A 24,050-nucleotide genomic window follows, 5' to 3' on the forward strand; every position below is an offset into this window, starting at 1 on the left:
CGGAGCAAAGCCGGCAGCTACGCCCTGCGGGCGGTCTATTACGACCTGCCGGCCTCCACCTACATCAACACCACGCCGGAACTTGATCCGGGCGCGGCCGGCGGCAGCGGCTTCAAAGGCTATACCGTGGGCGGTTCCTACATACTGGCCAAGAACATTGAGTTTGCCCTCGACTACTTTGACTTTGACAGCAAAAAAGGCGATGCTTACGACAACAACCTGCTCTGGACGAGAGTGTTCTTCTACTTCTAAAAACCGGAGAGCGGCTTGTCAAAAACAACAAAACAGCGCTTTACGCCAAGCGGCGGCCATAATGGCCGCCGCTTGCGGTTTTCGGCTTTGCAAAGCCGGCTCCGCCCGTTTCGGCTTTCTTTAGCGGACATATCGGCCCGGCCGGGAACAAAAACACAGGAAGCCGTTTACAGATTTTGCCGCCACAACGGTCGCAACATTGGCCGCGGCGGAAGGACAGACCGACAAGTAGGCCGCCCCTCCCAATCGCCCGTTAAAAGGCAAAAGGGAGACAGGCTTTCGCCCGCTCCCTTTTGCCCCGGTCATTTTTGCCGGGCTTTTTTGATTTCTTTGGTCAAAGCCGGCAGTATTTCAAACAAGTTGCCTACTATGCCATAATCAGCTACCCGAAAGATTGGCGCGTCCGGGTCTTTGTTGATGGCAATGATCGTGTCCGACGAATTCATGCCGGCCAGATGCTGTATCGCGCCGGAAATGCCGCAGGCGATATATATTTTGGGGCCGACGGTTTTGCCGCTTTGCCCTACCTGGTGCAGATGCTCTATCCAGCCGGCATCGACGGCGGCGCGGGAGGCGCCCACGACGCCGCCGATCGCGTCGGCCAAGTCCTCAATCAGTTTGAAGTTTTCCGGCGCGCCCAACCCGCGCCCGCCTGCCACGATATACTCGGCTTCTTCCAAGTTGCAGACAACGCCTTCCGGCAGCTCTTCCCGGACGAATTCGACGCGGTTCGCGCTTGGCGGCAGGGAAAGGCTGAATTTGATCACCTGTCCCGCGCGGCTGCTGTCCGGCGGCGGCTTCTTGAAGGTTTTCGGCCTGACCGTGCCCATCTGCGGCCGCCTGTCCGGGCAGAGGATCTGCGCCATGATATTGCCGCCGAAGGTCGGGCGCGTCCAAATGACCAAATTGGTTTTTTCGTCAACGCCCACGCCGGTGCAGTCGGCGCACAAGCCCGTTTCCAGCCTGGCGGCCACCCGCGGGGCGAAGTCCCGCCCGTCCACGGTAGCGCCGAAAAGCACGGCCTGCGGTTTGTACTCATTGATAAGTTCCACGGTGGCATAAGTGTAGGCGTCGGTATGGAAACGCCCATATTCCGGGCCTTCTATGAGATACACTTTATCCGCGCCGCCGGCGATCGCCTGGCGCGCCAATTGGTCGCCGTCCGCGCCGGTGATGACAAGCGCGGACAGCTCGGCGGAGAGTTTGTCGGCCAGCTCCCGGCCGTGCCCTAAAAGTTCAAATCCCACGTTGCGCAGGATGCCCGCGTTTTGTTCCATGTAGACCAGCAACCCTTTTGCTTCTTCAACGGTTATTTTCATGGCGCACCTTCCTATGCGAGCAGCCCGGCGTCGGACAGTCTGGCCACCAACCGTTTGGCCGACGCTTCGGCGCTGTCTTCTTTAATAATTTCCCCTTGGCCTCTCTGGGTAAGATAAAAGATTTTGGCGACCTTGGTCGGGGAGGCTTTAAGCCCGGTATCTTCCCGTGCCAGGCCGAGATCGGCCGCCGTCCAAACAGGGATGGCGGCCTTGTTTGCTTTCATCCGCCCCTTGATGCTGGGCAGGCGCGGTTCGTTGATGATCTTGGTTACGGTCAAAAGCAGCGGCAATTTCACTTTCAAAACGGCATAGCCACATTCCTCTTCGCGCTTGACGGTCGCTTCGCCGTTTTCGATCGTCAAGCTGACCGCGTTGGTTACCTGCGGCAGATCCAAAAATTCCGCCATTTCCGGCCCTACTTGCGCGGTGTCGCCATCGGTGGCTTGTTTGCCGCAAATGATGAGATCGTAGCCGCCGATCTTTCTGGCGGCGGCGGCCAGCGCCTTGCCCGTGGCCAGAGTGTCCGAACCGCCGAAAGCGGCATCCGAGAGGTGGACCACTTCGTCCGCGCCGGTAGCTAAACATTCTTTCAGCGCTTCCGCAGCCTGCGGCGGGCCCATAGTTACGACCGTAACCTTGCCGCCGTGCTTTTCGCGCTGGATGAGCGCTTCCTCCAAGGCGTTCTTGTCGAAAGGATTGATCACCGACGGAATGCCCTGGCGGATGAGGTTGTTGGTTACCGGGTCAATTTTGACTTCGCCGATGTCGGGAACCTGTTTGATAAATACTATGCTGTTCACTGTTTCTCTCCCCCCATAATAAAAAAATAGCAGACGCGCACTTTTCCGCGGCCGAAGCGCGTTGGCGCCGCCCGGCGGGGCCACGAGCGTTTCAGGCAGCGCCAATACGCCCTAATTTTGCTCGGCGGGCGCCTCGTTTTCCGCTTCTTTGCGTTTGGCTTTTATGTCCGCCCAAGCATCGCGCGCCAGTTCGGAAATGCGTTTTTCCGATTTTGCCTGGGGGTTGGCGATAATCCGGCTGAAATTGGCCGCTGCCTGATCTAATTTGCCTGTGCGAAATTGCAGTTGGGCAATGAGGTAGTCCATGGTCAGCTCATTCATGTTGCCAATGGGAAAACCTTCTTTGAAACTGGCCTTTTCATAATACTCCAGCGCTTTCTCCAGCGCCATCATTTCCAGCGATTCATCGGCCGCTTCGCGGTAAAGCCAGGCCAAACGCAAATAAAGGCTGGCCAGGCGGCTGTTTTTCGCATCGATCAAATCCGAATAAAAGATCGCCAGTTTGTAGAGGATTATGGCCTGTTCGCGCGAACGGACGCCGGGGAGATCCATGCTGACCTGGCAGCCTTCCAAAAAATCCCGCAATACTTGCACCGATCTTTCCGGAATATCGGAAAAGTGGCTTTCCAAAGCGGCATAGCCGCAATGCGGGCAAAACCAGACGGAATAATAAAGCGGATTTATTTGTTCGTAGACTATGTTAAAATCCGTGTCCTGCCTTACCATGCGCAATTTGGAACGCGTCTTGGTAGCGGGGAAAACCCCGTCGCATAAAGGGCAGCTTTTTTCCACAACGTATGTTGGGTCAAGGGAACTTGCCAATAAAATCACCTGCCTTGCCAAAATGGCAAAATTAAACTCGCCGACAACTTACCAGGCACTATCATAGCACATTCCGGGAATGTTTTCATCTATGCCTTTTACGCGGACGCGCTCGCCCAATGTTACCAATTCCCGCCCGCGCTGCGCCGCGCGCTCGTCCAACCGTCCGGGCGGCAGCCGCCAGCCCCAGTTGCCCAAGGCGACGCCCGGCGTGTTCATCCGGGCGCTGCCGGGAAGCGCCAGCAAGTCCTGCAAGGGCGCAATGACCCAGATATGATCGGATGTATAGACAAATTTCAAAAATTGGTCGGCCGTTTCTTCCTTCGGAAGCATGGCGGGAATGCCCGCCAGTTCCGCCATGCGGACAAAGGCCGGATCGCTGCGGTTGTTTTCCGCCCAGCCGAGGAGCGTGTCATTGTCATGGGTCCCGGTATAGAGTATTTTGGTTATGTCGCTTGAAACGCCAAATTGCAGGACGTCCGTGCCGGGCAAGGCAAAGCGGTCGCGCAGCCGGTGCACGGAGGGGGTTATGTCGCCTAAGTCTTCCACGATAAAAGGCAGGCCGCCGAAGTGTTTTTGCAAAGAGAGCAGAAAATCTTCCCCCGGTCCGGCGCGCCATTGCCCCGGCGCGGCGGTCGCGCTCCCGCGCGGTACGCGCCAATAGCTGTCCAGCGCCCGGAAATGGTCGAGGCGCAGAAGGTTGCAGGCTTTCAGGCCATGTTCCAAGCGTTTTTTCCACCAGCCATAACCATCTCCCTTTAAAGCCGCCCAGTTATAAAGCGGATTGCCCCAAAGCTGGCCGGTTTCGGAAAAATAATCCGGCGGCACGCCGGCAACCGCCGCCGGCGCGCCGTCCTCCTCCAGTTCAAAGAACTGCCGGTTGCTCCACACGTCGGCGCTCTCGCCCGAAAGGTAGATAGGAATGTCGCCGATGACAATAAGGCCTTTTTGATTGGCTTTTTCCTTTAAGAGCGCCCATTGCCGCCAAAATTCGTATTGCAAAAACAACTGGTAGCCTATTTCGCCCGCCAGCCGCTCGCCGAAAGCCGCCAGTTCGTCCGGGTCGCGCCGGAAGAGTTTTTGCGGCCAGCCGTTCCAGTGCGCGCCGCCGAAATTACCTTGCAAAGCCTTGTACAAAGCGTAATCGTCCGCCCAGAAAGCGTTTTCCCGATGAAAGCGCTCAAACTCCGCCCCCGGCGCAAACTGTTTGTACGCCCGGCGGAAGATTTTTTCTTTGCGCTCTTTTACCTGCGAAAAATCCACCCGATCGGTTTCTGACGCCCCGGCCTTGGCGGCGGCAATGTCCTCTTTGGCGATATAGCCTTCCGCCAGCAGCAGCTCGGGAGAAATCAAAAGCGTATTGCCGGCGAAAGCGGAATCGCCGGCATAAGGCGAACCGGCATAGTCAATGGTGTTCAGCGGCAGCAGCTGCCAAATCTGGTGTCCGGAGGAAACGGCAAAATCAATAAATTCATAAGCGCCCGGGCCGAAATCCCCTATGCCGAAATCGGAAGGAAGGCTTGACGGGTGCAGCAGCAGCCCCGCTTTTCGCGTCCGGTCAGGGTAAATCACCCCGCCGCGCAGGACGCGCCCCATCCCACCGTCGACCGGCATGGAGACGCGCCCGGCGCGCGGGGAAAACACTTCGCCGCTCAATACGTCCACAAGGGCGCTGTCGCCGTCCATGCTGAAGGTCTTGCGCTGCCGGCCGCGGTTTAAAACGACGGTCGCTTCTTCCGCCGCCAGCAACCGTTTATAAGAGAGTATGTCAGGTTCCGTTTGCAGCGGCAGCCAGGCGCCGCGCCGCAATGCCGGGTACCTGCGCCGCAGCCGGGACAGCCGCCAGTAATATTTGTAAACATCCGGGTCTTCTTTCCCCCACGGATAGGTGGCGCGGTTGAAGGGATCGCTAAACCCTTCCGCCCCCGCCTCGTCGCCGTAATAAACGGATGGCAGGCCGCAAAAGGTCATCTGCCAGACGACGGCCAGCCACAAAAGGCGCAGAGCGTCGCAGCGCTCCCGGCCGGAGAGATAAAATCCGCGTTTTTGCGTGTCGGTAAAGTTGTCGCCGGGAACGCCGGAGAGTTCGGTGAAAATGCGCGCGGTGTCATGCGTGCCCAGAAGGTTCATCAAAAGGCCAAAATTTTCCGCGGGGTAATTTTCGTAAAGGCTGTAAAGGCGCGCCATAACTTCCCGGGAGCTCCGGCGCGCCAGAAGAAAGTCAAGCACGCAGTCGCGGAAAGGATAGTTCATCACCGAGTCAAGCTGGTTGCCCAAAAAATAACAGCGCAATTCGTTGTAGGCGACCTTGCGGGAGGCGTCTTCCCATACTTCGCCCAAGAGGAAACATTCCGGATCCTCAAGTTTTATGCGCCATCTTAACAACTTGATGAACTCCGTAGGCAATTCGTCCGCCACGTCAAGGCGCCAGCCGCTTGCCCCGGCTTGCAGCCAGCGGCAGGCAACGCTCCTTTTTGCTTCAACTATGTAATAAAGGTAATCAGGGTTGAGCTCGTCGACGTTGGGCAGGTTGCCGATGCCCCACCAGCTTTCATATTCATGGGGATAATTCTTAAAACGGTACCAACTGTAAAAAGGGGAATCTTTTGATTGCCATGCCCCGACGCTTTTGAAGGTGCCTTCCTTGTTGAAGTACCGGCTGTCGCTTCCCGTGTGGCTGAACACGCCGTCCAGGATTACCCTGATCCCGCGCTCCTTCGCTTCGTGGCACAATCTTTTAAAAGCGTCCAGATCGCCTAAAACCGGATCGACCTTTTCATAGTCGCCCGTATCGAAACGATGGTTGCTGACCGAAAGAAAAATAGGGTTAAGATAAATGAGCGTTACGCCGAAATCTTCCAAGTAATCAAGTTTGGCGGTTATGCCGTCAAGGTTGCCGCCGAAAAAATCATAGGCCATTATTTCGCCGGTTGCGCGGTCGCGCGCGTACAGCGGACGCCTGTGCCAGTCGTCGTGGATAAGCGAATCGGGCTTTTTGGCCAAAGGCGCGGGAAAAGGGTTGAAAAAACGATCGGGGAATATCTGGTAAATCATCCCGCCGTAAAGCCAGCCCGGCATTTTTTGGGCGTCATAGACGGTTATTTGGTAAGAAACCGGATCGCTGTCGTAAATCTTGCCCCGCCCGCCCAATTGTTCGGGGTTGTTGCCGTAATAAAGCGTGCGCCCCGGCAGCTTTACGATGAAATAATACCAGGCCAGGCAGGGTTTGTCCGGCAAAGTAATTTCAACTCGCCAAACGCTTTTTTCGGCGGGCGCTTTTTTCCGGGCCATGGGATAAATATACTCGCCGTCGCGCCAAAGCCTAAGCAGCACTTCCGACGGTTCCTGCCCGACGGTTTCCAGGGCGAGGCGCAAGGCGCCCTTTATAGGGCGCGCGCCGAAAGGATCGCGGTAAAGAAGGTTTTGCGAATCGTGCAGAAGTGAAATCACCTGATACTCTCCTATTTATCGATGCGCGTTATGCTTTGGGCGCGCCATATATCGCGGGCGTATTCCTGGACGGTGCGGTCGGAGGAGAAAAAGCCGGACTTGGCGATGTTTACCGTTGACATTTCCAGCCATTTCGGGCGGTCCTGATAAAGCTCGCCGACTTTTATCTGCGCCTGGCGGTAGGACTCAAAATCTTTCATTACGTAAAATTCGTCATTGCCGGCATAAATATAGTTTTTAATCGACATGAGGCTTTGCTGATCGATCGGCAAGGCCCCGCCGAACAGTTTGTCCATGGTGTCGGCCAGCCGCGGGTCGTCCGCTATGGTGTTATAGGCGGAATAAGTATTGTTTTGGTTAAGTTCCAACACCTCGTCCGCCCGGAGGCCGAACAGCACGAAATTGTCTTCACCTACTTTCTCCCTTATCTCGACGTTGGCGCCGTCGAGAGTGCCGATGGTTACGGCGCCGTTCATCATCATCTTCATGTTGCCAGTGCCGGAGGCTTCTTTGCTGGCGGTGGATATCTGCTCGCTCACTTCCGCCGCCGGCACGATTATCTGCGCCAGGCTGACGTTGTAGTTTTCAAGGAATATGACCCGAAGGCGCCTGTCAATGGCCGCGTCATTGTTAATCGTTTCCGCCAGGGTGTTTATCAGCTTTATGATCGCTTTGGCCAGATAATAACTGGGCGCGGCCTTGCCGGCAAAAATAAAGGTGCGCGGCGGCGCGGGGGGGGCGGCGCCGGCTTTCATCGCGTTATAGAGCGCGAAAATGTGCAGGGCGTTCAACAGTTGCCTTTTGTAGGCGTGTATGCGTTTTATCTGCACGTCGAAAATTGATTTTGTGTCTACCGGCACGGCTAATTTGTTCATAATGTATTTAGCCAATATTTCTTTGCGCGCCTGTTTGACTTGCGCGAGTTCTTCCAGGAATTCCTCGTCCTTGGCGTAGCGCATCAGGTGAGCCAGATCGTCAGGATGCTTTATCCAGCCGTTGCCGATTCTTCCTGAAATCAGGTCGGTAAGTTCGGGATTGGAGTTGTAAAGCCAACGCCGGTGGGCAATGCCGTTGGTCTTGTTGTTGAATTTTTGCGGCTCGTATTGATAAAAATTGCGCAAAACATCCTTTTTCAATATTTCGGTATGGATATAAGCCACGCCGTTCACGCTGTAGCTGCCGAACACGGCCAGGTTGGCCATAAATACTTGCCCGTCATGCACGACCGCCATGGAATTTATTTTGTCCCATTCGCCGGGATAGGCCGCCTCCAGTTTTATCCTGGCGCGCCGGTCTATTTCCTCTATTATCATGTAAACCCTGGGCATGAGTTCCTTGACTATGTCGACCGGCCATTTTTCCAGCGCCTCCGGCATAATGGTATGGTTTGTGTATGATACTACCCTGGTAACGATGTCCCAGGCGGCATCCCAGCCCAGGCCTTCCTCGTCCAGCAGCAGCCGCATCAATTCCGGCACAACCAGCGCCGGGTGGGTATCGTTTATGTGAACGGCTATGTAATTCGGCAGATCTTCCAGCGCCAGCTCGTACTTTTTCTTGTAGAACCGCAATATGCTTTGGATGCCGGCGGAAACCATGAAATACTGCTGTTTCAAGCGGAAGCGTTTGCCCTGATAGTTGGAATCGTCAGGATACAGCACCTCGCTCAAAGACTCCACGGCGTATTTGTATTCCACCGCTTTCTTGTATTCCTGCCGGTTGCTCAGCAGTATTTCCTCGGCCGCCGGCATTACCTCCGCGCTCCAAAGGCGCAGGGTATTGACGATGTTGTTGTCGTAACCGACGATCGGCATGTCATAAGGGACGGCCAGCACCGCCTCATAGTCCGTATGGATGAATTTGAGGCTGCCGCCTTCCTGCTGCATTTGCACCGCGCCGCCGAAACGCACTTCCATCGCCTTGTCGCGTTTCGGCCATTGCCAGGCGCTGTAGTTTGATATCCAGCGGTCGGGGAATTCAATTTGATTGCCGTCGACGATTTTCTGCTGGAACAGGCCGTATTTGTAGCTTATGCCGCAACCGTGCCCGGGGATGGCGGTTGACGCCAAAGAATCAAGAAGGCAGGAGGCCAAGCGGCCAAGGCCGCCGCTGCCCAAAGCGACGTCTTTTTCCTGCGCTTCCAAATCGTCAAGGCTTATGCCCAGTTCGGCCAAGCCCCTTTTTACGGGATCCTTGATCTCCAGGTTGGACAAATAATTGTCCAACAATCGCCCGGGCAGATATTCTATGCAAAAATAATATACTTGCTTTACTTTCCTTGCCTGATATTCCGCGTTGGTTTTTACCCAGTTGCTCGCTATTTCCTCGCGCAAAGTTTCTACCAACGCTTCGTACTGCTGATCAAGGGACCCTTCGCTGATCGGCTTGCCGTGCAATGTCTGAAAACAGGTGGCGTATTTTTCCATAAACCTCGTTTTAAATTTCTCTTCTGTCAGCATTTTTACTCCCCTTCGCAAAGATTGTTGTAAAGTTCAATATACTTTCGCACCGTGTTGTCCCAACTGAAATTTTCCTTCATTACCCTGCCGACCAATTTCGCCCAGGCCTTTTTGTCCCGGTAAACCTCCAGCGCTTCTTTGTAAACGCGCAGAAAACCGCTTGCCGTCATTTCTTTGAAACCAAACCCCGTCCCTTCGCCGGTAAATTTATTGTAAGGGCGTACCGTGTCGATAAGCCCGCCGGTTTCGTGCACGATGGGAACGCAGCCGTAGCGCATGGCGATCATCTGCCCTATGCCGCAAGGCTCAAAGACCGACGGCATCAGCAAAATATCGCTGCCGCCGTATATCTGCCGCGCCAGCGTGTCGTTGAATTGCGTGCGCACCTCCATAGAGCCGGCGTTTTGGCCGCCGATATGCCGCAGGTACCCTTCGTAGCCGGCTTCGCCCGCGCCCAAGATGACTAATTTGCAGCCTGAGTCGAGAATGGCCGGAATCACCTCGCAAATGAGGTCAAACCCCTTGCTGGCCACAATTCGGGAAACCACCGCCACTATGGGCGCGTTTTTGTCGCCGGTGAAGCCCAGCTCGTCCCACAGCCATTCTTTGTTTTTCCGGCGGCGGGTAAGCATGTTGGGCGCGCTGTGAAAGTGGGCGGCAAGATGGGGATCTTTCCAGGGGTTGTAGATCCCGTAGTCAATGCCGTTCAAAAAACCGTAAAATTTCCCCGCGCAGGCGCGCAAAACGCCGTCAAGCCCCTCCCCGTGTTCCGGCGTCATGATTTCCCGGGCGTAAGTTTCGCTCACGGTGGTAACCGCGCTGGCGTAAAGTATGCCGCCTTTCATTAAATTGACGCAGCCGTTAAATTCCAGTTTGTCGCCGGTAAAATAGCCCCAGTTCAGCCCTAACACGTCTTCGATGATCGCGGGCGAAAATTTGCCCTGGTAGGCCAGGTTGTGGATGGTAAAGACAGTTTTTATGTCTTTCCAAGGCTCGTAGCTGCGGTAAAAATGCTCAAGATAAAGCGGTATCAAGGCAGTATGCCAATCGTGCGCGTGAATGATGTCGGGGACGAAATCAATCTTGTCCAAAAGCGCCAAAACCGCCTGCGAAAAAAAGGCGAATCTTTCCGCATCGTCAAAATAACCGTAAAACCCGCCGCGGTCAAAATAGTAGGGTTGGTCCACGGAATAAAAAATCGTTCCGTTATGCTCAATTTTCCACAATACGGCCTCTTGCTTGCGCCAGGAAATATTGACGGTACATTCGGTCAGGGCTTGCGCCTTGTCCTTGAGTGCCTGCGGTATGTCGCGGTACCAGGGTATTATGACGCGGGCGTCTATCCCCTGCTTGACCATTTCCACCGGCAAAGATCCCGTCACATCGCCCAATCCGCCGGTTTTCGCAAACGGAGCGGCCTCCGATGCAACAAACAATACACGTTTCATAATCACACCACCGTTCCTTTTTTTATTACAAGCGGATACAACGGGTCGCCTTTGAGCGAATGACCCGGCGTTATCTCAACGTCCTTGTCGCAGATCACGTTTTCCAGGCGCGCGCCGCTTCCTATATAGGAATACTGCATGATTACGGAGTTTTTGACCACGGCCCCTTTCGCCACATGGACCGAACGAAAAAGCACGCTGTTTTTTACGAAACCGTTGATCTGGCAACTGTTGGCCAGGACAGAGTTTTCCACCTTGGCCTCGGACAGGTATTTGGTCGGCACGGAATCTTTCACTTTGGTGTAGATATGGCCGTTGCGAAAGAAAATGTCCTGCCAGACGGCCTGGTTCAAAAGCGCCATGTGATGCCGGTAATATTCCCTGACGTCGCAAATGTTGGCCGCATAGCCGGTGAATTCCCAAGCATTCAGCCGCAGGTTCTTGAGGTTGGCCTGCAGCTGCCGGACATAATCGCCGCCGCCGCGGCTCATGGCGTTGGTTATGATGTCCAGGAGCAGCCGGCGGCCAGTGATCGCCATGCTCATGTACAGATTGCGGCTTTTGCTTTGCGGCGGCGCTATCTCCATGTCGGCGATAAAATTGTCGGCGTCCAGCGTGAGCATGACCGCCCCGGACGGCCTTGTTTCATTATTGCCCAGGCGCCGGTAGATGAGCGTCGCGTCGGCTTTGGATTGTTTGTGATATTCAAGCGCCAGGCCGTAGTTCAGGTTGCATAAAAACTGGCTGGCGGACAAAATGACGTATTCTTGTTTGGCGTCGAGCAAAAAATCCAAGTGCTGCGAATAATAGTCCACGTCGCCCGTGCCGGCCAGCGGCGTGCGCGGCGTGGGAATGAGCAGGAACAGGCCTTCGTGCTTGCGGTCAAGGTCCCAGTCCTTGCCGGCCCTTAAATGCTGCAGGAGCGCCCCGGAATGTTCCGGAATGAGTATGCCGACGTTGTGCACGCCGGAGTTGACCATATTTGAAAGCGCAAAATCCACCAGCCGGTATTTGCCGCCAAAAGGGACTGCCGCCAAAGGGCGCGTTTGCGTCAGGACGTCCAGTTTTACCGTATTTTCGTGCAAGTTTATCAATCCCATGACATTGAACATCCAAACGCCTCCCCGCTCAGATAAACCGCCAAATGGCCCTTATCCATCGTCCAGTTTTTCGCCGCCGGAAAAACGCAGCGCTATGTCGCCCGGGCCGGACGGAAGTATTTTCTGTTTTTGCATGACGAAAACCTTGCCTCCGACAATCGCCCTTTCGACCACCGCGCCCATGGAGACGCGGGACTCGGCCATTATTACGGAATCTTTCACCGCGGCTCCTTCCTCCACGATGACGGAAGGGAAGAGAATGCTGTTTTCCACATGGCCGTAGATCAAGCAGCCTTCGCTTACAAGCGACTTCAGCACGCGTCCTTCTTTGCCGATGTAGTGAGGGGGAAGGGCGAGGTTTTCCGAACTGATGATCCAGTCGGGAGAATAAAGGTCAAAGGCGTAGTCGTCGCCCAACAGATCCATGCTGGCCTGCCAGTAACTTTCAACTGTGCCCACGTCGCGCCAATAGCCCTCAAAAGGATAGGCAAAGAGTTTTTCTTTTTTAAAGAGCATGCGGGGTATTATATCTTTGCCGAAATCGTGCGAGCTTTTCGCGTTCTGGCTGTCTTCTATGAGATAGCGGCGCAGGACCTGCCAATGAAAAATATATACGCCCATAGAGGCGAGGGTGCTTTGCGGATTTTTGGGCTTTTCCTCGAAAGCGGCAATCCGCCCGTCCTTGTCCGCGCACATTATGCCGAAACGGCTGGCTTCCTTGATGTCGACGTTTATGACGGCAATGGTGGCATCCGCTTTTTTCTCGACATGGAAAGAGAGCATTTTGGAGTAGTCCATCTTATAAACATGATCGCCGGAAAGCACGGCCACATGATCGGGCTTCATGCTGTCGACAAACTTGATGTTTTGATAAAGCGCGTCCGCCGTGCCTTTGTACCAGTCGGCGCCGCCTTCGCGGGCGTAGGGCGGCAGGATGTAGATCCCGCCGTGCTTGCGGTCAAGGTCCCAGGGACTGCCTATGCCGATGTATCGGTGAAGTTCCAGCGGCTGATATTGGGTAAGCACCCCTACCGCGTAAATGCCGGAATTGTAACAGTTGCTGAGGGCAAAATCAATTATGCGGTATTTGCCGCCAAACGGCACGGCGGGCTTGGCTATGTTTCTGGTCAAGCCGCCAAGCCGGCTGCCTTGCCCGCCCGCGAGCAGCATCGCGATACATGAAAGCTTGCGCATTGATTGTCACCACCCTTTTGCGTCACCTGCTACAATGTATAAAGAAGATAAAGGCGGCACCCTGACGACCAAGGAATATTCCTGCCCGTGCCAGGGCGTCGGATTGGCGATGAGGACGCGCCTGGTCCATTTGCCGCTGCCGCCGAAATTTGCATCGTCGCTGTTTAAAGCCTCGTGATAAGGGCCCATTTGCGGCACGCCCACCCGATAGCCCTCATGGGCTATCTCCGTGAAGTTGCAGATCACCGCCAAATGCCGGCCGTTTTCGTCAAAACGCAGGAAACTGATTATGCTGTGGTCTTTGTCGTCGGGCTCCAGCCAGGCAAAACCGCGCCAATCGGAGTCTATTTGCCAGAGGCAGCTTTCCCGGCGATAAAAATCGTTGAGCGTTTTGACATAATTTTTGAGCTTGCCATGCATTTCATAATCAAGCAAAAACCAATCCAACTGCTTTTTTTCGTCCCACTCAATAAACTGGCCAAATTCCTGTCCCATAAAAAGCAGCTTCTTGCCGGGATGGGCCATCATATAGCCGAGCAAGAGGCGCACATTGGCAAATTTCTGCCAATAATCGCCCGGCATTTTGCCGATCAGGGATTTCTTGCCGTGCACCACTTCGTCGTGGGAAAAAGGCAGGACAAAATTCTCCGAAAAGGCGTACATAAAGGAAAACGTGATGTAATTATGGACGCCGCGCCGGTGCGCCGTCTTTTGGGCTATGTATTCCAGCACGTCGTTCATCCAGCCCATGTTCCATTTATAATTAAACCCCAGGCCGCCGTCGTGCACCGGCCAAGTTACCATCGGGTAGGAAGTGGACTCTTCGGCCATCAGCAATGTTTGGGGGTTGCGCTTGAACACCAGGCGGCTCAAATCACGAAAGAACGCGATGCCGGCCGTATTTTCGCGCCCGCCGCATTCGTTGGGCAGCCACTTGCCCGAGGGCTTGTTATAATCAAGGTAAAGCATGCTGGCCACCGCGTCTACGCGCAAGCCGTCAAGATGAAAAACTTCTATCCAGTAACAAGCGTTGGAAATAAGAAAACTGCGCACCTCGGGTTTGTAAAGGTCAAAATAAGACGTCCCCCAGCCTTCATTGTCCCGGCGCAGAGGATGGGCCGGCTCATAGCAGCAGCTGCCGTCAAATTGCCGCAGGCCGTGATCGTCCTTGCAAAAATGGCCGGGAACCCAATCCATGATGACGCCTATGCCCAATTCGTGGCAGACGTCCACAAAATGCTTCAAATCCCGCGCGCAGCCGTAACGGCTGGTCGGCGCATAATACCCCGTTACCTGATAGCCCCAGGAATTGTCGAGGGGATGTTCGGACAAAGGCAAAACTTCTATATGCGTATAGCCCATGTCCCGGACATAAGCCGGCAGCATCCCTGCCAACTCGCGGTAAGAAAAAAACTCGCCGTTTTCTTTCTGCCGCCAAGAACCCAAATGCGCCTCATAGATATTGACGGGCCGCCCGTATGAATTGGTTGAGCGGCTTTCCATCCACTCCCGGTCGGTCCAGAAAAATTCGTCCGGCGCGGCGACCACGGAAGCCGTATTAGGCCTAAGCTCCGCGGCGAAAGCCAAAGGGTCGGCTTTTAACCGCGTTTTTCCGTCCGCGCCCACAATTTTATATTTATAACGCATTCCCGCGTCGGCGCCGGGCACAAAAACCTGCCAGATGCCGCCGCCGATGTTTCGCATGGCAAAATCCAAACCGCGCCAATCATCAAAATCGCCGACGGCCCATGCCGCTTTGGCGGCCGGGGCCCATACCGAAAAAACCACTCCGTCCCGGCCTTCCAAACTGGTTTTGTGCGCGCCCAGGAACTTGAATATTTCGCAATGCCTGCCTTCGGCAAACAAATAACGATCCATTTCGCCAATAACCATTTAATCACGCTTCTCAAAAAACTCGGTTGCCTTTTGTTTTTAGTTCGACATTATTATGAAAAATCCTGCAATCCCACGAATGTCAAAAGCCGCGCCGGAAAATTTGCGCTGCCTTCCCTGCCCCCGCCCTCATCCCATCGCCGCCGGCGGCCGGTCATACTCCACTTCATGCGCGAATTCGCGGAACCTGTCCACGTACCAGCGCGCCAATGCATCGGCGGATGTAAAGCCGCTTCCTTTAAGGTCGGTTTGGCGCACGGCGTAAAGCTCGGCGCCGTCATAATAAATTTTCGCGCCAAGGCCGTCGGCGCGCGCCGAAAACTTCTCCGGCGCTACCGGCCGGCAGTTTTTCAAAAGATGCAGATTGCCTGCCAACAGCCAAGCCCGCGCCAAAGCGGAATAACCGCCTGCCGGCTCTTTTATCACTATATGCCAGCCGCCGGCTTGAATGGCCGCAGCGGTACCCGCCGGAACGACTTCCGGCAGGATGTTCTCGCTTTTGGCCAAAGCGGAGAGCCTATCGACGCGCTCGGCAACGGGCGGATGGCTTTTGCTCGCCCTGGCGCCGCTTTTGACGGAAAGTTTGCTGATAGTGACAAAGATGCCATAAGGGTTGTAGCCTGCCTTCAGCGCCAGATAAAAACCGCCGGCGTCCGCCTGGTATTCGTGTTCGTGGTTTTCCTGCATTTTTTGCCGCCGGAGTTTGCCGCGCTCGCCGCCGGCGACAGCCTTGTCGGAGCGAAAGGATATGTGCCCTTTTTCAAAATGGGCAATTTCATGGGCCAGGGCGCCGGCCAGTTCGGCGTCGTCCGGCATAAAATCGGCCAGCCCGCGGAAAACAAAAATATAATTGAGCGGGCAAGAAAAAGCGTTGACCATTTTGCCGTCAAGCACCCGGAAAACATAAGACAAATCGCGGCGTTCGGACGCCTCCGCCAATTTTCGGCCGATAGCCTCTACCCTGGCGTTGATTGCTTCGTCTTTGCTTGTGCCGTAATAATTTTCAATTATGGCGGCGCCGTTTTTCCCATCGTAAACCAGGCCCTTGTCGCCTTTTCCCGCCCGGGCGGGCGAAATTTCGCCGCAAATGAAGGCCGAAAGAAAGATGCATACCAAGGCTGCAAACTGCAATGTTTTCCGCATAAATCGTCCTTTGTTTTTCAGGGCCTTCTATCAACCGGACAAAGCCTCGCTCAACCCGACATAGCGGCGGCGGGCTGGACGTTTGCGCGGCCCTGCGCCCAGAGGCGCAATTTTTCAACATAGTCGGCGGCCTTTTGCGCCAAAGTTTCGCCGCCAGCCGCCAAATCCAGCCAATTCACGGCATAAACAAGCCGGTCGCCATAATAAATGCCGGCAAGTCCTTTTTGCTCGTCAACAATAAATTTATCCGGGTCTACAGCTCCGGCCTGGGCAATCGCGTACAAACTGCCCGCCAGCATCCAGGCGCGGTAAAGCGGCTTGCCGGCGCCGTCGGGCACCCTGACCTCCATAGTCCATTCGCCGTCTTGTACTTCGGCCGCCCCCTCTTTTTCAAAAACGGCCGGCGTTATTTGCAGCCGCTGCAAATATTTTTTTATCCGCTCCGCCCTGGCGGACGGTTCCGGGTGCTGGGCGAAGTTGACCTTTATGTCGGGATGCTCGTCGGCATCGTTTAGTTTGTTCAGGACGACGAGAACGGCGTAAGGATTCATATTGGCGCCGAGGACATACATAAATCCGCTGTCGTCGGCTTCCCGCTCGTCCCTTTGGCTGTAGGCCGGCAAAGCGGCCAACGCCGCGTTGGCGGCAATGGCCGCTTCCGGCCCGCCCAAAATCGCCCCGATGATCATGGCCCAAAGTTGCTCGCGTTCCCTTCGAGCGATATGATTGCCCGTAACATGCCCCATTTCATGGCCGATGACGGCCGCCAGTTCATCGTCCGACGGCATGAAGTCCGTCAATCCTTTGAACAGGTATATATAGCCGCCGGGCAAGGCGAGGGCATTTATTTCCGCGGAATTTATAACTTTGAAAGTAAAGTCGTCCGTATTCAGGCCGTTGGCGGCAACCAATTTGTTTCCTATGCCGCTCACGCGCTTTTGCGCGGCGGCGTCAGGGAAAAGGCCGTAGTAGCGCTCAAACTGCCCGGCCCTGTCCGCATCGGCCGCCGAGCGGGCGCCGGCCGGAGCGGACAGGGCAAACAAATGCGCCAATATCAATATTAAGAACGCGATTTTTCTTGGCATAAGGCGCCTTCTTTACGCAGCAATACAAAAAGCAGGCGTTGCCGCCTGCTTGCCGCCTATCAACGATTGGACGCGGGAACGCCCGCGGTAGCCGCCGTTGTAGCTTCCGGGTTGATCAGCGTGTCCATGGCGCGTTCGCCATCTATATACATCCTCTGAATGAGAATTTCCACCCGGCGGTTACGGGCGCGGCCGGCTTCCGAATCGTTCGGGGCGATCGGCCGGTATTCGCCGCAGCCGATCGCGCTAAAGCGCGCGGGGTTAAAAGCCGGATTGATGCTCAAAAGATATTTCATCAAACTCATCGCCCTGGCCGAACTCAATTCCCAATTGGAGGGAAATTGCGCCGTATTAATAGGCACATTGTCCGTATGGCCGGAGATCAGTATGTTTTGCGGGATAGGCCCGATAATATCGGCGACCCTTTGCCCGAAGTCGGCCGCCGCAGGGCTGAGCTGCGCGCTGCCCGAGGGGAACAGCGCGGTGTCGCGTATCCTAATCACCAGGCCCTGATCGGTCAATACGGTTTCAATGCCGCCGTGGAGCTGCTGGATAAAAGACTCTATTTCACTTTTGGCGTTTCCCAATTGCGAACTTTCCAGTTCCGCCGGGCTCATGACCGAAGTAGGGGCGGAGCCGGGGCCGGCCGTCAAGCCGGCGCCGCCGGAGAGGATGGTCTGCCCGCCGCCGCCGCCGCCCAAAGCAGTGCCGATGCCCAAACCGCCCAGCGCGCCGCCGAGTCCGCCGCCCAAGGCAACGTTCAATGCTTGGCCGACTGCCGCGAACTTACCCTGGTCAACTTTTGCCGTAGCGAACAAAACGATAAACAGAGCCAAAAGCAAGGTCAAAAGATCGGCGTAAGGAACAAGCCAGGTTTCGTCAGGGTGTTCTTCGTGCGGAGGGCCGTGGTGTTTTTTGGACATAGGCCTACTCTCCCGCAGAAGAGCTGGTTTTGCGCTCGGATTGCGGCAAGAAAGCGTTGAGCTTGGACTCGACGGCGATCGGCGAATCGCCGGCCTGCAACGACAATATGCCTTCGACTATTATTCTTTTTATGCTCGCTTCTTCCGCGCTTAAAATTTTCAGCTTGGTGGCAATGGGGTGGCAAACGACATAGCCGAAAAATATGCCGTACATTGTCGCGATAAAAGCGGCCGCGATGGAATGGCCGAGCTGGTCGATGTCGTTCAGGTTGCCGAGCGCCGCGACCAAACCGATAACCGCGCCCAAAACGCCGAGCGTGGGCGAATACATGCCGCCCTGCGAGAAAATAGTGGCGCAATGGCGATGCCGTTCTTCCATGGCGCCGATCTCCGCTTCCATGACGTCCCTTATGAATTCCGCGTCAAGGCCGTCGATCATCATGCTCAAACCGCCGCGCATGAAAGGGTCCTTGATTTCGCCCAGCCGGCCTTCGAGGGCGAGCAGGCCTTCGCGCCTGGCTACTTGGGAAAATTCGACAAAAGTCGCGGCAAGCACGGACACCGGGATCAATGTCTGCTTCTGCACGACTTTCTTCAGCAGGGCCGGCGTTTTTTTCGCTATATGCATGGGCATGGCGTTCAAAACGGCGCCGGTAGTGCCGACAAGTATGATCATGACCGCGGCCCCGCTGAGCAGCATTACGGGATTGGCTCCTTTGAGCACCATGCCGACAAGCACGGCTACTATCGCTATAGGCACACCTAATGTAGTCGAAAGTTCCAAAAAATCATCCCCTTTTTCTGCAATGAAAAATAAAAACGGATTTTATTTGAATTTTTCGCCAAACAATGCCGCAAGCAGCTGCATGTCCGGCTCGCGCCGGGCGCCGGCCCGCAAATGGGCAAGCCGCGCCCGCCGCAGATGGCCGGCCGAGTATGCGCTGAGGTCAGCCGCCCTCCGGTTCCCGCCGCCTTGGCCGGATTTTTGCTTTCCGCCCGTACTCGAACGGGCAAAAAGAGTGCTTTCCGGCCTGTAGAAGCGTAGGGCTCAGGGCGGTTCGAGGCAGTTCGGCAAAAATTATTTTCCCGGCAAAACAGAAAAACAAAACCTAAAGGCCGGCGCAGCCGCGCCGCCGAACATACGAGGCAAAGAGCGGACGGGCGTAGGACAGGCATGCCGTACTTTAAATGTTGAAAAGCATTTTATTGATACACATTCATATTAACATCAATTATCTGTTTAGTCCAGCCCATATATATCTTTATATCGTAAAAAAAGCCGAAAAGGTTAAAGCAACAAGAGGGTTGCCTCTCAACTCCTCATATTGATGGATAGCAAAAAGCTCGTCAAGTTTTTCGGGAGCATTAACGATGCCGCCCCAACTGCGGAGGATGCCAGAAATGTTCGCAAACCAATTCAGCAAGCGCGGCTTTATCGAAAATCCCATCGCGGTATTCAATGAAATCGAGCAGTTCGCGGAGCATATTATCCCGCGTTTACCCGAACAATGATTCGGCCTGCCGGTTGCTTTCAGTTTTGGATTTGGCGCAAACCTTTTGCTGCAACGCAAGCGTATTGCGTTCCCAAAACACGCCGTCCGCATAGCCTTGAATGGTGGTTGCGTCGTCCGCCATTTCAAGACGTTTTTGCGCGTATGCACAATACTCCGCCTCTCGTTCAATGCCGATAAACCGACGGCCGAGTTTTTTTGCCACTACCGCCGACGTGCCCGAACCTACAAACGGGTCGAGAATCATATCGCCCGAATTGGAACTTGCCAAAACCAACTTCGCAAACAGCTTTTCGGGCTTTTGCGTTGGGTGGTCCGTGTTTTCCGGCATTGACCAATATGGAATGGAAATGTCGTCCCAAAAATTCGACGGAAAGGTGTCGCGGAAGTTCCCGTTTTCGCTTTCAATCCAATCCTTGGGTACGCCGTCAGCTTTGTATGGCGCAATAACGCGGCGGCGCATCTTGACATCGTCAACATTGAAGGTAAATGACTTCGGAGATACGGTTGCGAACCAAATGTCCTCCATTGAATTTTTCCAGTTATGCATTGCTCCGCGCCCTTTTTCCCGCTGCCAAGTAATACGATTTTGGACAGTAAAATATTCGCCGAGAAGCCGCCCGACAACAAGGCTTGTCTGCCAGTCGCTGCAAACGTAAACCGTAGCGTCGGCTTTCAAGGCATGGCGAACGGTTTCAAGCCAACGGCGCGTAAACACCGAATACTCCGCATCGTCCATTTTCTTGAATGCCTGGCTGCCATATAGTTTGTTCAAATTATATGGCGGATCAACGATGAGTAAATCCACAAAGCTATTTGGAAGCGTTTCGAGTATATCGAAAGCATCGCCGTGAATAATCATATTTTCGGGCTGCATATCTTCGTATGTACAAGAGCATGACCCCATATATCGACTGACCTCGCTGTCGCTTAACGTAATCGTCCTATTGCGTTCAGCCCGTTGTGCCGCCATAGCCATGCAACCTCCGTCCGTTTTTGCGTCTGCCGTCTGCCGGCTTTGGCGTATCTTGGGGAACGAACCCGTTGCGCCCGCCTCTTGCTGCGCCGTCTATTTGACCGCTTGCGCACGGAGCTTGCACACGTCTGTCGGTTATGCCCCGCCTTTCGGCTGCTTGCTTTGGCGTTGTCCAGCCAAAATCCATTTTGGTCTCCTCGCTCATTCCGATTCTAAAGTTTATTATACTGCGAACAAACAAAGCAAGAAAGAAAGTGAAATTTCTAAAAAATTTCTCCGGCCCCGAAAAAAGTCCTTGACAAAACAGTCCGAATTATTTTACAAACGGGGCCCTTCGTCCGCGCCGCTCGTCGCGGGCAAATCGGATCCTGACGCGAGGGCGCAGGCCACGGCCGCCCCGAATAGCGACGAGTTGCGCCCGGACAGGGTTTCAGGCGGTCTGGCGCCGAGCTTGGCGAGCGCGGCGTTCAACTCTTGCCGGAACAAGGGCATTTCGTTATAGATGGCACCGTCGATAAAAATTTCCTCCAAAGCCTCCCCTTTATGGGCAAGATAAAGGCTTATGCCGGAATATTCGGCGGCCGTGAGCGCGGCCGCCCTTTTGACGATAGCGCGGACAACGCCGGCCAAAGCGTTCGGCGCGCCGTCAAGGATTGCCGACAGTTCCACGGCCCTTTCCAGACGAACGCCCACGCCCAATGCCCGCGCAGCCAGGGACGCCAGTTTGGCCAGATAATCGCCGGCCGTCATCTTTTCCATGAGCTGGCCGCCCGGCCGGGAACTCGAAAGATCAAGCTCTTGGTCGAAACGGTTGCGGCAAGCCGGGGAAAAATTGCCTGTTTCCAGATTTATGGCCATCTTTCGGTCGGGTTCGTAATAGCAACTGTTGTGGCCGGTGCCGCAAACGCTGCCGACAATGTTTTTTTTGCCTGACTGGTAGGCGGACGCCAGCAAAACCGCCGTCGCATCGTTTAAAATGACGGCGGGGACAATGTCGCCGCGGCCGATAAAAAGCAGCTTTTGGCGCAACAGGCCGTTCACGTTTATGTTTTGGGCGCCCGCAAAAGAGATTTCCTTGGTCCAATTGTGCGCCCGGGCGTCATGGGCACCGGGGAAAACGACGGTCGAATGGGAAAAAGTATGCCCCAAAAAACCGCCCTGTTGCCCAGCAAAGTCGCTTATCTTGCGGGCGATATCGAAAAAAAGCGCGTCCACTTCGTGCCCGGCCGCGGCGGACAGTTCTTTGAGCGGCCATTTGCGGGCGGCGTTTTGCGTGATAAAGCCGCGCCGCAAAGTTATATGCGCCAGGCGCAAATTGCTGCCGCCAAAATCCAGGGCGAAAAAATCCCCTTCCTCCCGGCCGCCGGGCAAGCCGAGAAAAGACGGGAGAAAGAGAAAGGGCGACGGCTCCCCCCGCAGGCCGGCGGAAAGCGCCGCCTCCACGCGGCCGGCTTCATCAAGAAGCTGTTCACGGGTCAAAGAGAACTCGCCTATTACGTCCTTTTCCGTCATTTTGCCATCAGCCCCTGCTCCAAAGCCATTGCGCGCCAACTCATGTAGCCGCCGCTCATGTTTACCGCGTCAAAGCCTTTTTGCGTCAAAGCGCGGCAGGCGATGTAACTGCGCAGGCCCGAATGGCAGAAAACATATATGGTCCTGTCCTTGGGCAATTCGCCTGCCCGTTCGCGCAATTCATGCAGGGGAATGTTAAGCGCGCCCTTTATCGGGGCGCCGGCGCACTCATCCGCCGTGCGCACGTCAAGCAGAAAGCGCGCTCCGCCCGGCGGCGCGTCCTGCCAGAAAGCTTGCCTTAGCTCGCCGGACAGCACTTTTGCCGCTACGTCGCCGGCGTAATTGACCGGATCCCGGGCAGAGGCGTAAGGCGGGGCGTACGCCAATTCCAGCTCGCCAAGGCCGCGCACGGTCAGAGCGCTTTTGAGCGCGGCGGCGAAAACATCGGCGCGTTTGTCCGCCCCGCTTTTGCCGACGACCTGCGCCCCCAGTATTTTGCCGCTGCCGGCGGCAAAAAGCAGCTTGATCGAAAGCGGCGACCCGCCGGGATAATAAGCGGCGTGGCTGGCCGGATGCAGATATACTTTGTCATAATTTGCCCCGGCCGCCTTTAAATCTTTTTCATTGGCGCCCGTGGCGGCGGCGGTCAAATCAAAAACCTTCACGGCCGCCGAGGCCAATACCCGGCCGAAGGGCTTTTTCTCCCCGGCGATATGCGCGGCCGCCACGCGCGCCTGCTTGCCGGCGTTTCCGGCCAGGGCGGCTATGAACGGGCGGCCTGTTGCCATGTGCGTGCTTTCCACCGCGTCGCCGGCCGCGTAAATGTCCTTGTCGGAAGTCTGCATGAACCGGTTGGTTTTTATGCCGCCGGACTTGCCTATTTTCAGCCCCGCCGCCTCGGCAAGGGCTGTTTCCGGGCGAATTCCCATGCTCAAAAGGACAAAATCGGTTTTGAGTTCGCCCCCCCTTTCCCCGCTTAACCGCAGGACGAGTTCGCCGCCTTTTTTTTCAATTCCGGCAAGAAACGTTTTCAGGCGCAAATCAACCTTTTTTTGCCTGATATGGTTTTGCAGGATGGCCGCCATTTCCGGGTCAAAAGCCGGCATGACTTGGCCGGACGCTTCTATGAGCGCCGTTTTTAATCCCAAGGCGCAAAAGTTCTCCGCCGCTTCCAGCCCGATAGAGCCGCCGCCGATTACCGCCGCCCGCTCCGGTTTTCGCGTGTTGAGGAATGTTTTCAGCGCGGCCGTGCCTTCAACGTCTTTGAGGATGAATACCTCCGCAAGCCCCGCCCCGGCGATGGGGGGGCGCACGGCATAAGAACCGGGCGCCAGCAGGAGTTTGTCGTAAGGATAATTCAAAAGCTCCCCGCCGGGCAATTTTTTGGCCGTAACGGTCTTTTGTTTTCGGTTGATAGCGACGACTTCGGTGTTTACCAAAACCGTAACATTGAAGCGGCCTTTTAAAGTGGCGGGCGTGTGCAAAACAAGCTCGTCCTCGTCTTTGATCAAGCCGCCGATATAATAAGGCAGGCCGCAGTTGGCGTAAGAAACGTAAGGGCCGCGCTCGAACACGGTAATTTCGGCGTTTTCGTCCAGCCGCCGCATTTTCGCCGCGAACGCCGCGCCGGCGGCTACGCCGCCTACAACGAGATATTTAGCCACGACACGCACACATCCTTTGCCGCAAAATAACGCCCGCCCCGATCAGTTTTCGGCGGCCAGCCCTTTTTGCGCAAGATATTCCGCCAAAAGGGACGCCGTCTTAACCACCAGCTTCAGGCAGTTGATATTCTGTTCGCGCGTGCCGAAATCAAACTTGCGCAATGTGTCGCAGTTGGCGGCGCTATTGGCGGCGGCAAATTTTTCGTAAAAACCTTTGCTCAAATCATACATAGATGCCCTCTCCCCTTCCGGCGGGCGGGGGCGGCCGGCCAAGGCGCCCAGCACCATGACGCTGCCCGAGAGCGCGCCGCACAGATCGCCGGCGTGTCCGATCCCTCCGCCGAAACAACTGGCAAGCCTTACGTTTTCCCCTATCCCCAGATTGCATAGCTCATCGAAAGTAACGACGATCGCCTCGGCGCAATTGATGCCTTTTTTGTATTTTTCCCCGCTCAGCGCCGCCGCTTTTTCCACAAATGCCCCCATGTTCGTCTCCCCC

18 protein-coding genes are annotated in these 24,050 nt (G+C 55.4%); 1 reads left to right on the forward strand and 17 read right to left on the reverse strand.

Annotated elements, in window-relative coordinates:
• A partial coding sequence (locus LBO03_00630) for a hypothetical protein (GenBank protein MDR3348105.1) occupies positions 1-252 on the forward strand: 252 nt, incomplete at its 5' end.
• A gap of 302 nt (positions 253-554) precedes the next feature.
• Here LBO03_00630 and LBO03_00635 read toward each other — a convergent pair.
• From LBO03_00635 to LBO03_00715, 17 genes are all read right to left on the reverse strand, one after another.
• Entirely contained in the window at positions 555-1,571 is a 1,017-nt protein-coding gene (locus tag LBO03_00635) for an electron transfer flavoprotein subunit alpha/FixB family protein (GenBank protein ID MDR3348106.1), read from the reverse strand.
• Between the two features lie 11 nt (positions 1,572-1,582).
• Positions 1,583-2,371, reverse strand: a complete 789-nt coding sequence (locus LBO03_00640; GenBank protein MDR3348107.1) for an electron transfer flavoprotein subunit beta/FixA family protein — start codon at positions 2,369-2,371, stop codon at positions 1,583-1,585.
• A gap of 111 nt (positions 2,372-2,482) precedes the next feature.
• A complete protein-coding gene (locus LBO03_00645; GenBank protein ID MDR3348108.1) occupies positions 2,483-3,193 on the reverse strand; it encodes a DUF2225 domain-containing protein in 711 nt (236 codons plus the stop codon).
• Between the two features lie 48 nt (positions 3,194-3,241).
• Positions 3,242-6,643, reverse strand: coding sequence for a 4-alpha-glucanotransferase (malQ, locus tag LBO03_00650; GenBank protein MDR3348109.1), 3,402 nt, complete (start codon positions 6,641-6,643; stop codon positions 3,242-3,244).
• Between the two features lie 11 nt (positions 6,644-6,654).
• A complete protein-coding gene (locus LBO03_00655) occupies positions 6,655-9,102 on the reverse strand; it encodes a glycogen/starch/alpha-glucan phosphorylase (GenBank protein MDR3348110.1) in 2,448 nt (815 codons plus the stop codon).
• A 2-nt stretch (positions 9,103-9,104) separates the two neighbouring features.
• On the reverse strand, positions 9,105-10,550 hold the full coding sequence (gene glgA / locus LBO03_00660; GenBank protein ID MDR3348111.1) for a glycogen synthase GlgA: 1,446 nt from the start codon (positions 10,548-10,550) through the stop codon (positions 9,105-9,107).
• A 2-nt stretch (positions 10,551-10,552) separates the two neighbouring features.
• The gene (gene glgD / locus LBO03_00665; GenBank protein ID MDR3348112.1) at positions 10,553-11,662 is read right to left on the reverse strand and encodes a glucose-1-phosphate adenylyltransferase subunit GlgD; all 1,110 of its coding nucleotides are present in this window, start codon (positions 11,660-11,662) and stop codon (positions 10,553-10,555) included.
• A gap of 39 nt (positions 11,663-11,701) precedes the next feature.
• Positions 11,702-12,844 carry a glucose-1-phosphate adenylyltransferase gene (locus tag LBO03_00670; protein ID MDR3348113.1) on the reverse strand — a complete coding sequence of 381 codons (1,143 nt, stop codon included), beginning with the start codon at positions 12,842-12,844 and terminating at the stop codon, positions 11,702-11,704.
• A 6-nt stretch (positions 12,845-12,850) separates the two neighbouring features.
• Positions 12,851-14,737 (reverse strand): 1,4-alpha-glucan branching protein GlgB, encoded by a 1,887-nt coding sequence (glgB, locus tag LBO03_00675; protein ID MDR3348114.1) that lies wholly within the window; start codon positions 14,735-14,737, stop codon positions 12,851-12,853.
• Between the two features lie 129 nt (positions 14,738-14,866).
• The gene (locus tag LBO03_00680; protein MDR3348115.1) at positions 14,867-15,880 is read right to left on the reverse strand and encodes a M48 family metalloprotease; all 1,014 of its coding nucleotides are present in this window, start codon (positions 15,878-15,880) and stop codon (positions 14,867-14,869) included.
• A gap of 50 nt (positions 15,881-15,930) precedes the next feature.
• Complete coding sequence (locus LBO03_00685) at positions 15,931-16,965, reverse strand: M48 family metalloprotease (GenBank protein ID MDR3348116.1); 1,035 nt, start codon at positions 16,963-16,965, stop codon at positions 15,931-15,933.
• Between the two features lie 59 nt (positions 16,966-17,024).
• Positions 17,025-17,888 carry an OmpA family protein gene (locus LBO03_00690; GenBank protein ID MDR3348117.1) on the reverse strand — a complete coding sequence of 288 codons (864 nt, stop codon included), beginning with the start codon at positions 17,886-17,888 and terminating at the stop codon, positions 17,025-17,027.
• Positions 17,889-17,892: 4 nt separating this feature from the next.
• Positions 17,893-18,672, reverse strand: coding sequence for a flagellar motor stator protein MotA (gene motA, locus LBO03_00695; GenBank protein MDR3348118.1), 780 nt, complete (start codon positions 18,670-18,672; stop codon positions 17,893-17,895).
• Positions 18,673-19,385: 713 nt separating this feature from the next.
• Complete coding sequence (locus LBO03_00700) at positions 19,386-20,378, reverse strand: hypothetical protein (GenBank protein MDR3348119.1); 993 nt, start codon at positions 20,376-20,378, stop codon at positions 19,386-19,388.
• 315 nt (positions 20,379-20,693) lie between these two features.
• The gene (locus LBO03_00705) at positions 20,694-21,887 is read right to left on the reverse strand and encodes a hypothetical protein (GenBank protein MDR3348120.1); all 1,194 of its coding nucleotides are present in this window, start codon (positions 21,885-21,887) and stop codon (positions 20,694-20,696) included.
• On the reverse strand, positions 21,884-23,551 hold the full coding sequence (locus LBO03_00710; GenBank protein MDR3348121.1) for an FAD-dependent oxidoreductase: 1,668 nt from the start codon (positions 23,549-23,551) through the stop codon (positions 21,884-21,886). The genes LBO03_00705 and LBO03_00710 overlap by 4 nt, the downstream gene beginning before the upstream one ends.
• A gap of 42 nt (positions 23,552-23,593) precedes the next feature.
• A complete protein-coding gene (locus LBO03_00715) occupies positions 23,594-24,037 on the reverse strand; it encodes a C-GCAxxG-C-C family protein (GenBank protein ID MDR3348122.1) in 444 nt (147 codons plus the stop codon).
• Positions 24,038-24,050 lie beyond the last annotated feature (13 nt).

Source organism: Acidaminococcales bacterium (assembly GCA_031290885.1).
Lineage (GTDB): Bacteria > Bacillota > Negativicutes > Acidaminococcales > JAISLQ01 > JAISLQ01.

Coding starts and splice junctions, on each gene's coding strand:
- LBO03_00680 (MDR3348115.1), bottom strand. CDS start 15,880: ATGCGGAAAACATTGCAGTTTGCAGCCTTGGTATGCATCTTTCTTTCG.
- LBO03_00690 (MDR3348117.1), bottom strand. CDS start 17,888: ATGTCCAAAAAACACCACGGCCCTCCGCACGAAGAACACCCTGACGAA.
- LBO03_00700 (MDR3348119.1), bottom strand. CDS start 20,378: ATGGCTATGGCGGCACAACGGGCTGAACGCAATAGGACGATTACGTTA.
- LBO03_00655 (MDR3348110.1), bottom strand. CDS start 9,102: ATGCTGACAGAAGAGAAATTTAAAACGAGGTTTATGGAAAAATACGCC.
- LBO03_00670 (MDR3348113.1), bottom strand. CDS start 12,844: ATGCGCAAGCTTTCATGTATCGCGATGCTGCTCGCGGGCGGGCAAGGC.
- LBO03_00635 (MDR3348106.1), bottom strand. CDS start 1,571: ATGAAAATAACCGTTGAAGAAGCAAAAGGGTTGCTGGTCTACATGGAA.
- glgA (MDR3348111.1), bottom strand. CDS start 10,550: ATGAAACGTGTATTGTTTGTTGCATCGGAGGCCGCTCCGTTTGCGAAA.
- glgB (MDR3348114.1), bottom strand. CDS start 14,737: ATGGTTATTGGCGAAATGGATCGTTATTTGTTTGCCGAAGGCAGGCAT.
- LBO03_00685 (MDR3348116.1), bottom strand. CDS start 16,965: ATGCCAAGAAAAATCGCGTTCTTAATATTGATATTGGCGCATTTGTTT.
- LBO03_00705 (MDR3348120.1), bottom strand. CDS start 21,887: ATGACGGAAAAGGACGTAATAGGCGAGTTCTCTTTGACCCGTGAACAG.
- LBO03_00715 (MDR3348122.1), bottom strand. CDS start 24,037: ATGGGGGCATTTGTGGAAAAAGCGGCGGCGCTGAGCGGGGAAAAATAC.
- glgD (MDR3348112.1), bottom strand. CDS start 11,662: ATGTTCAATGTCATGGGATTGATAAACTTGCACGAAAATACGGTAAAA.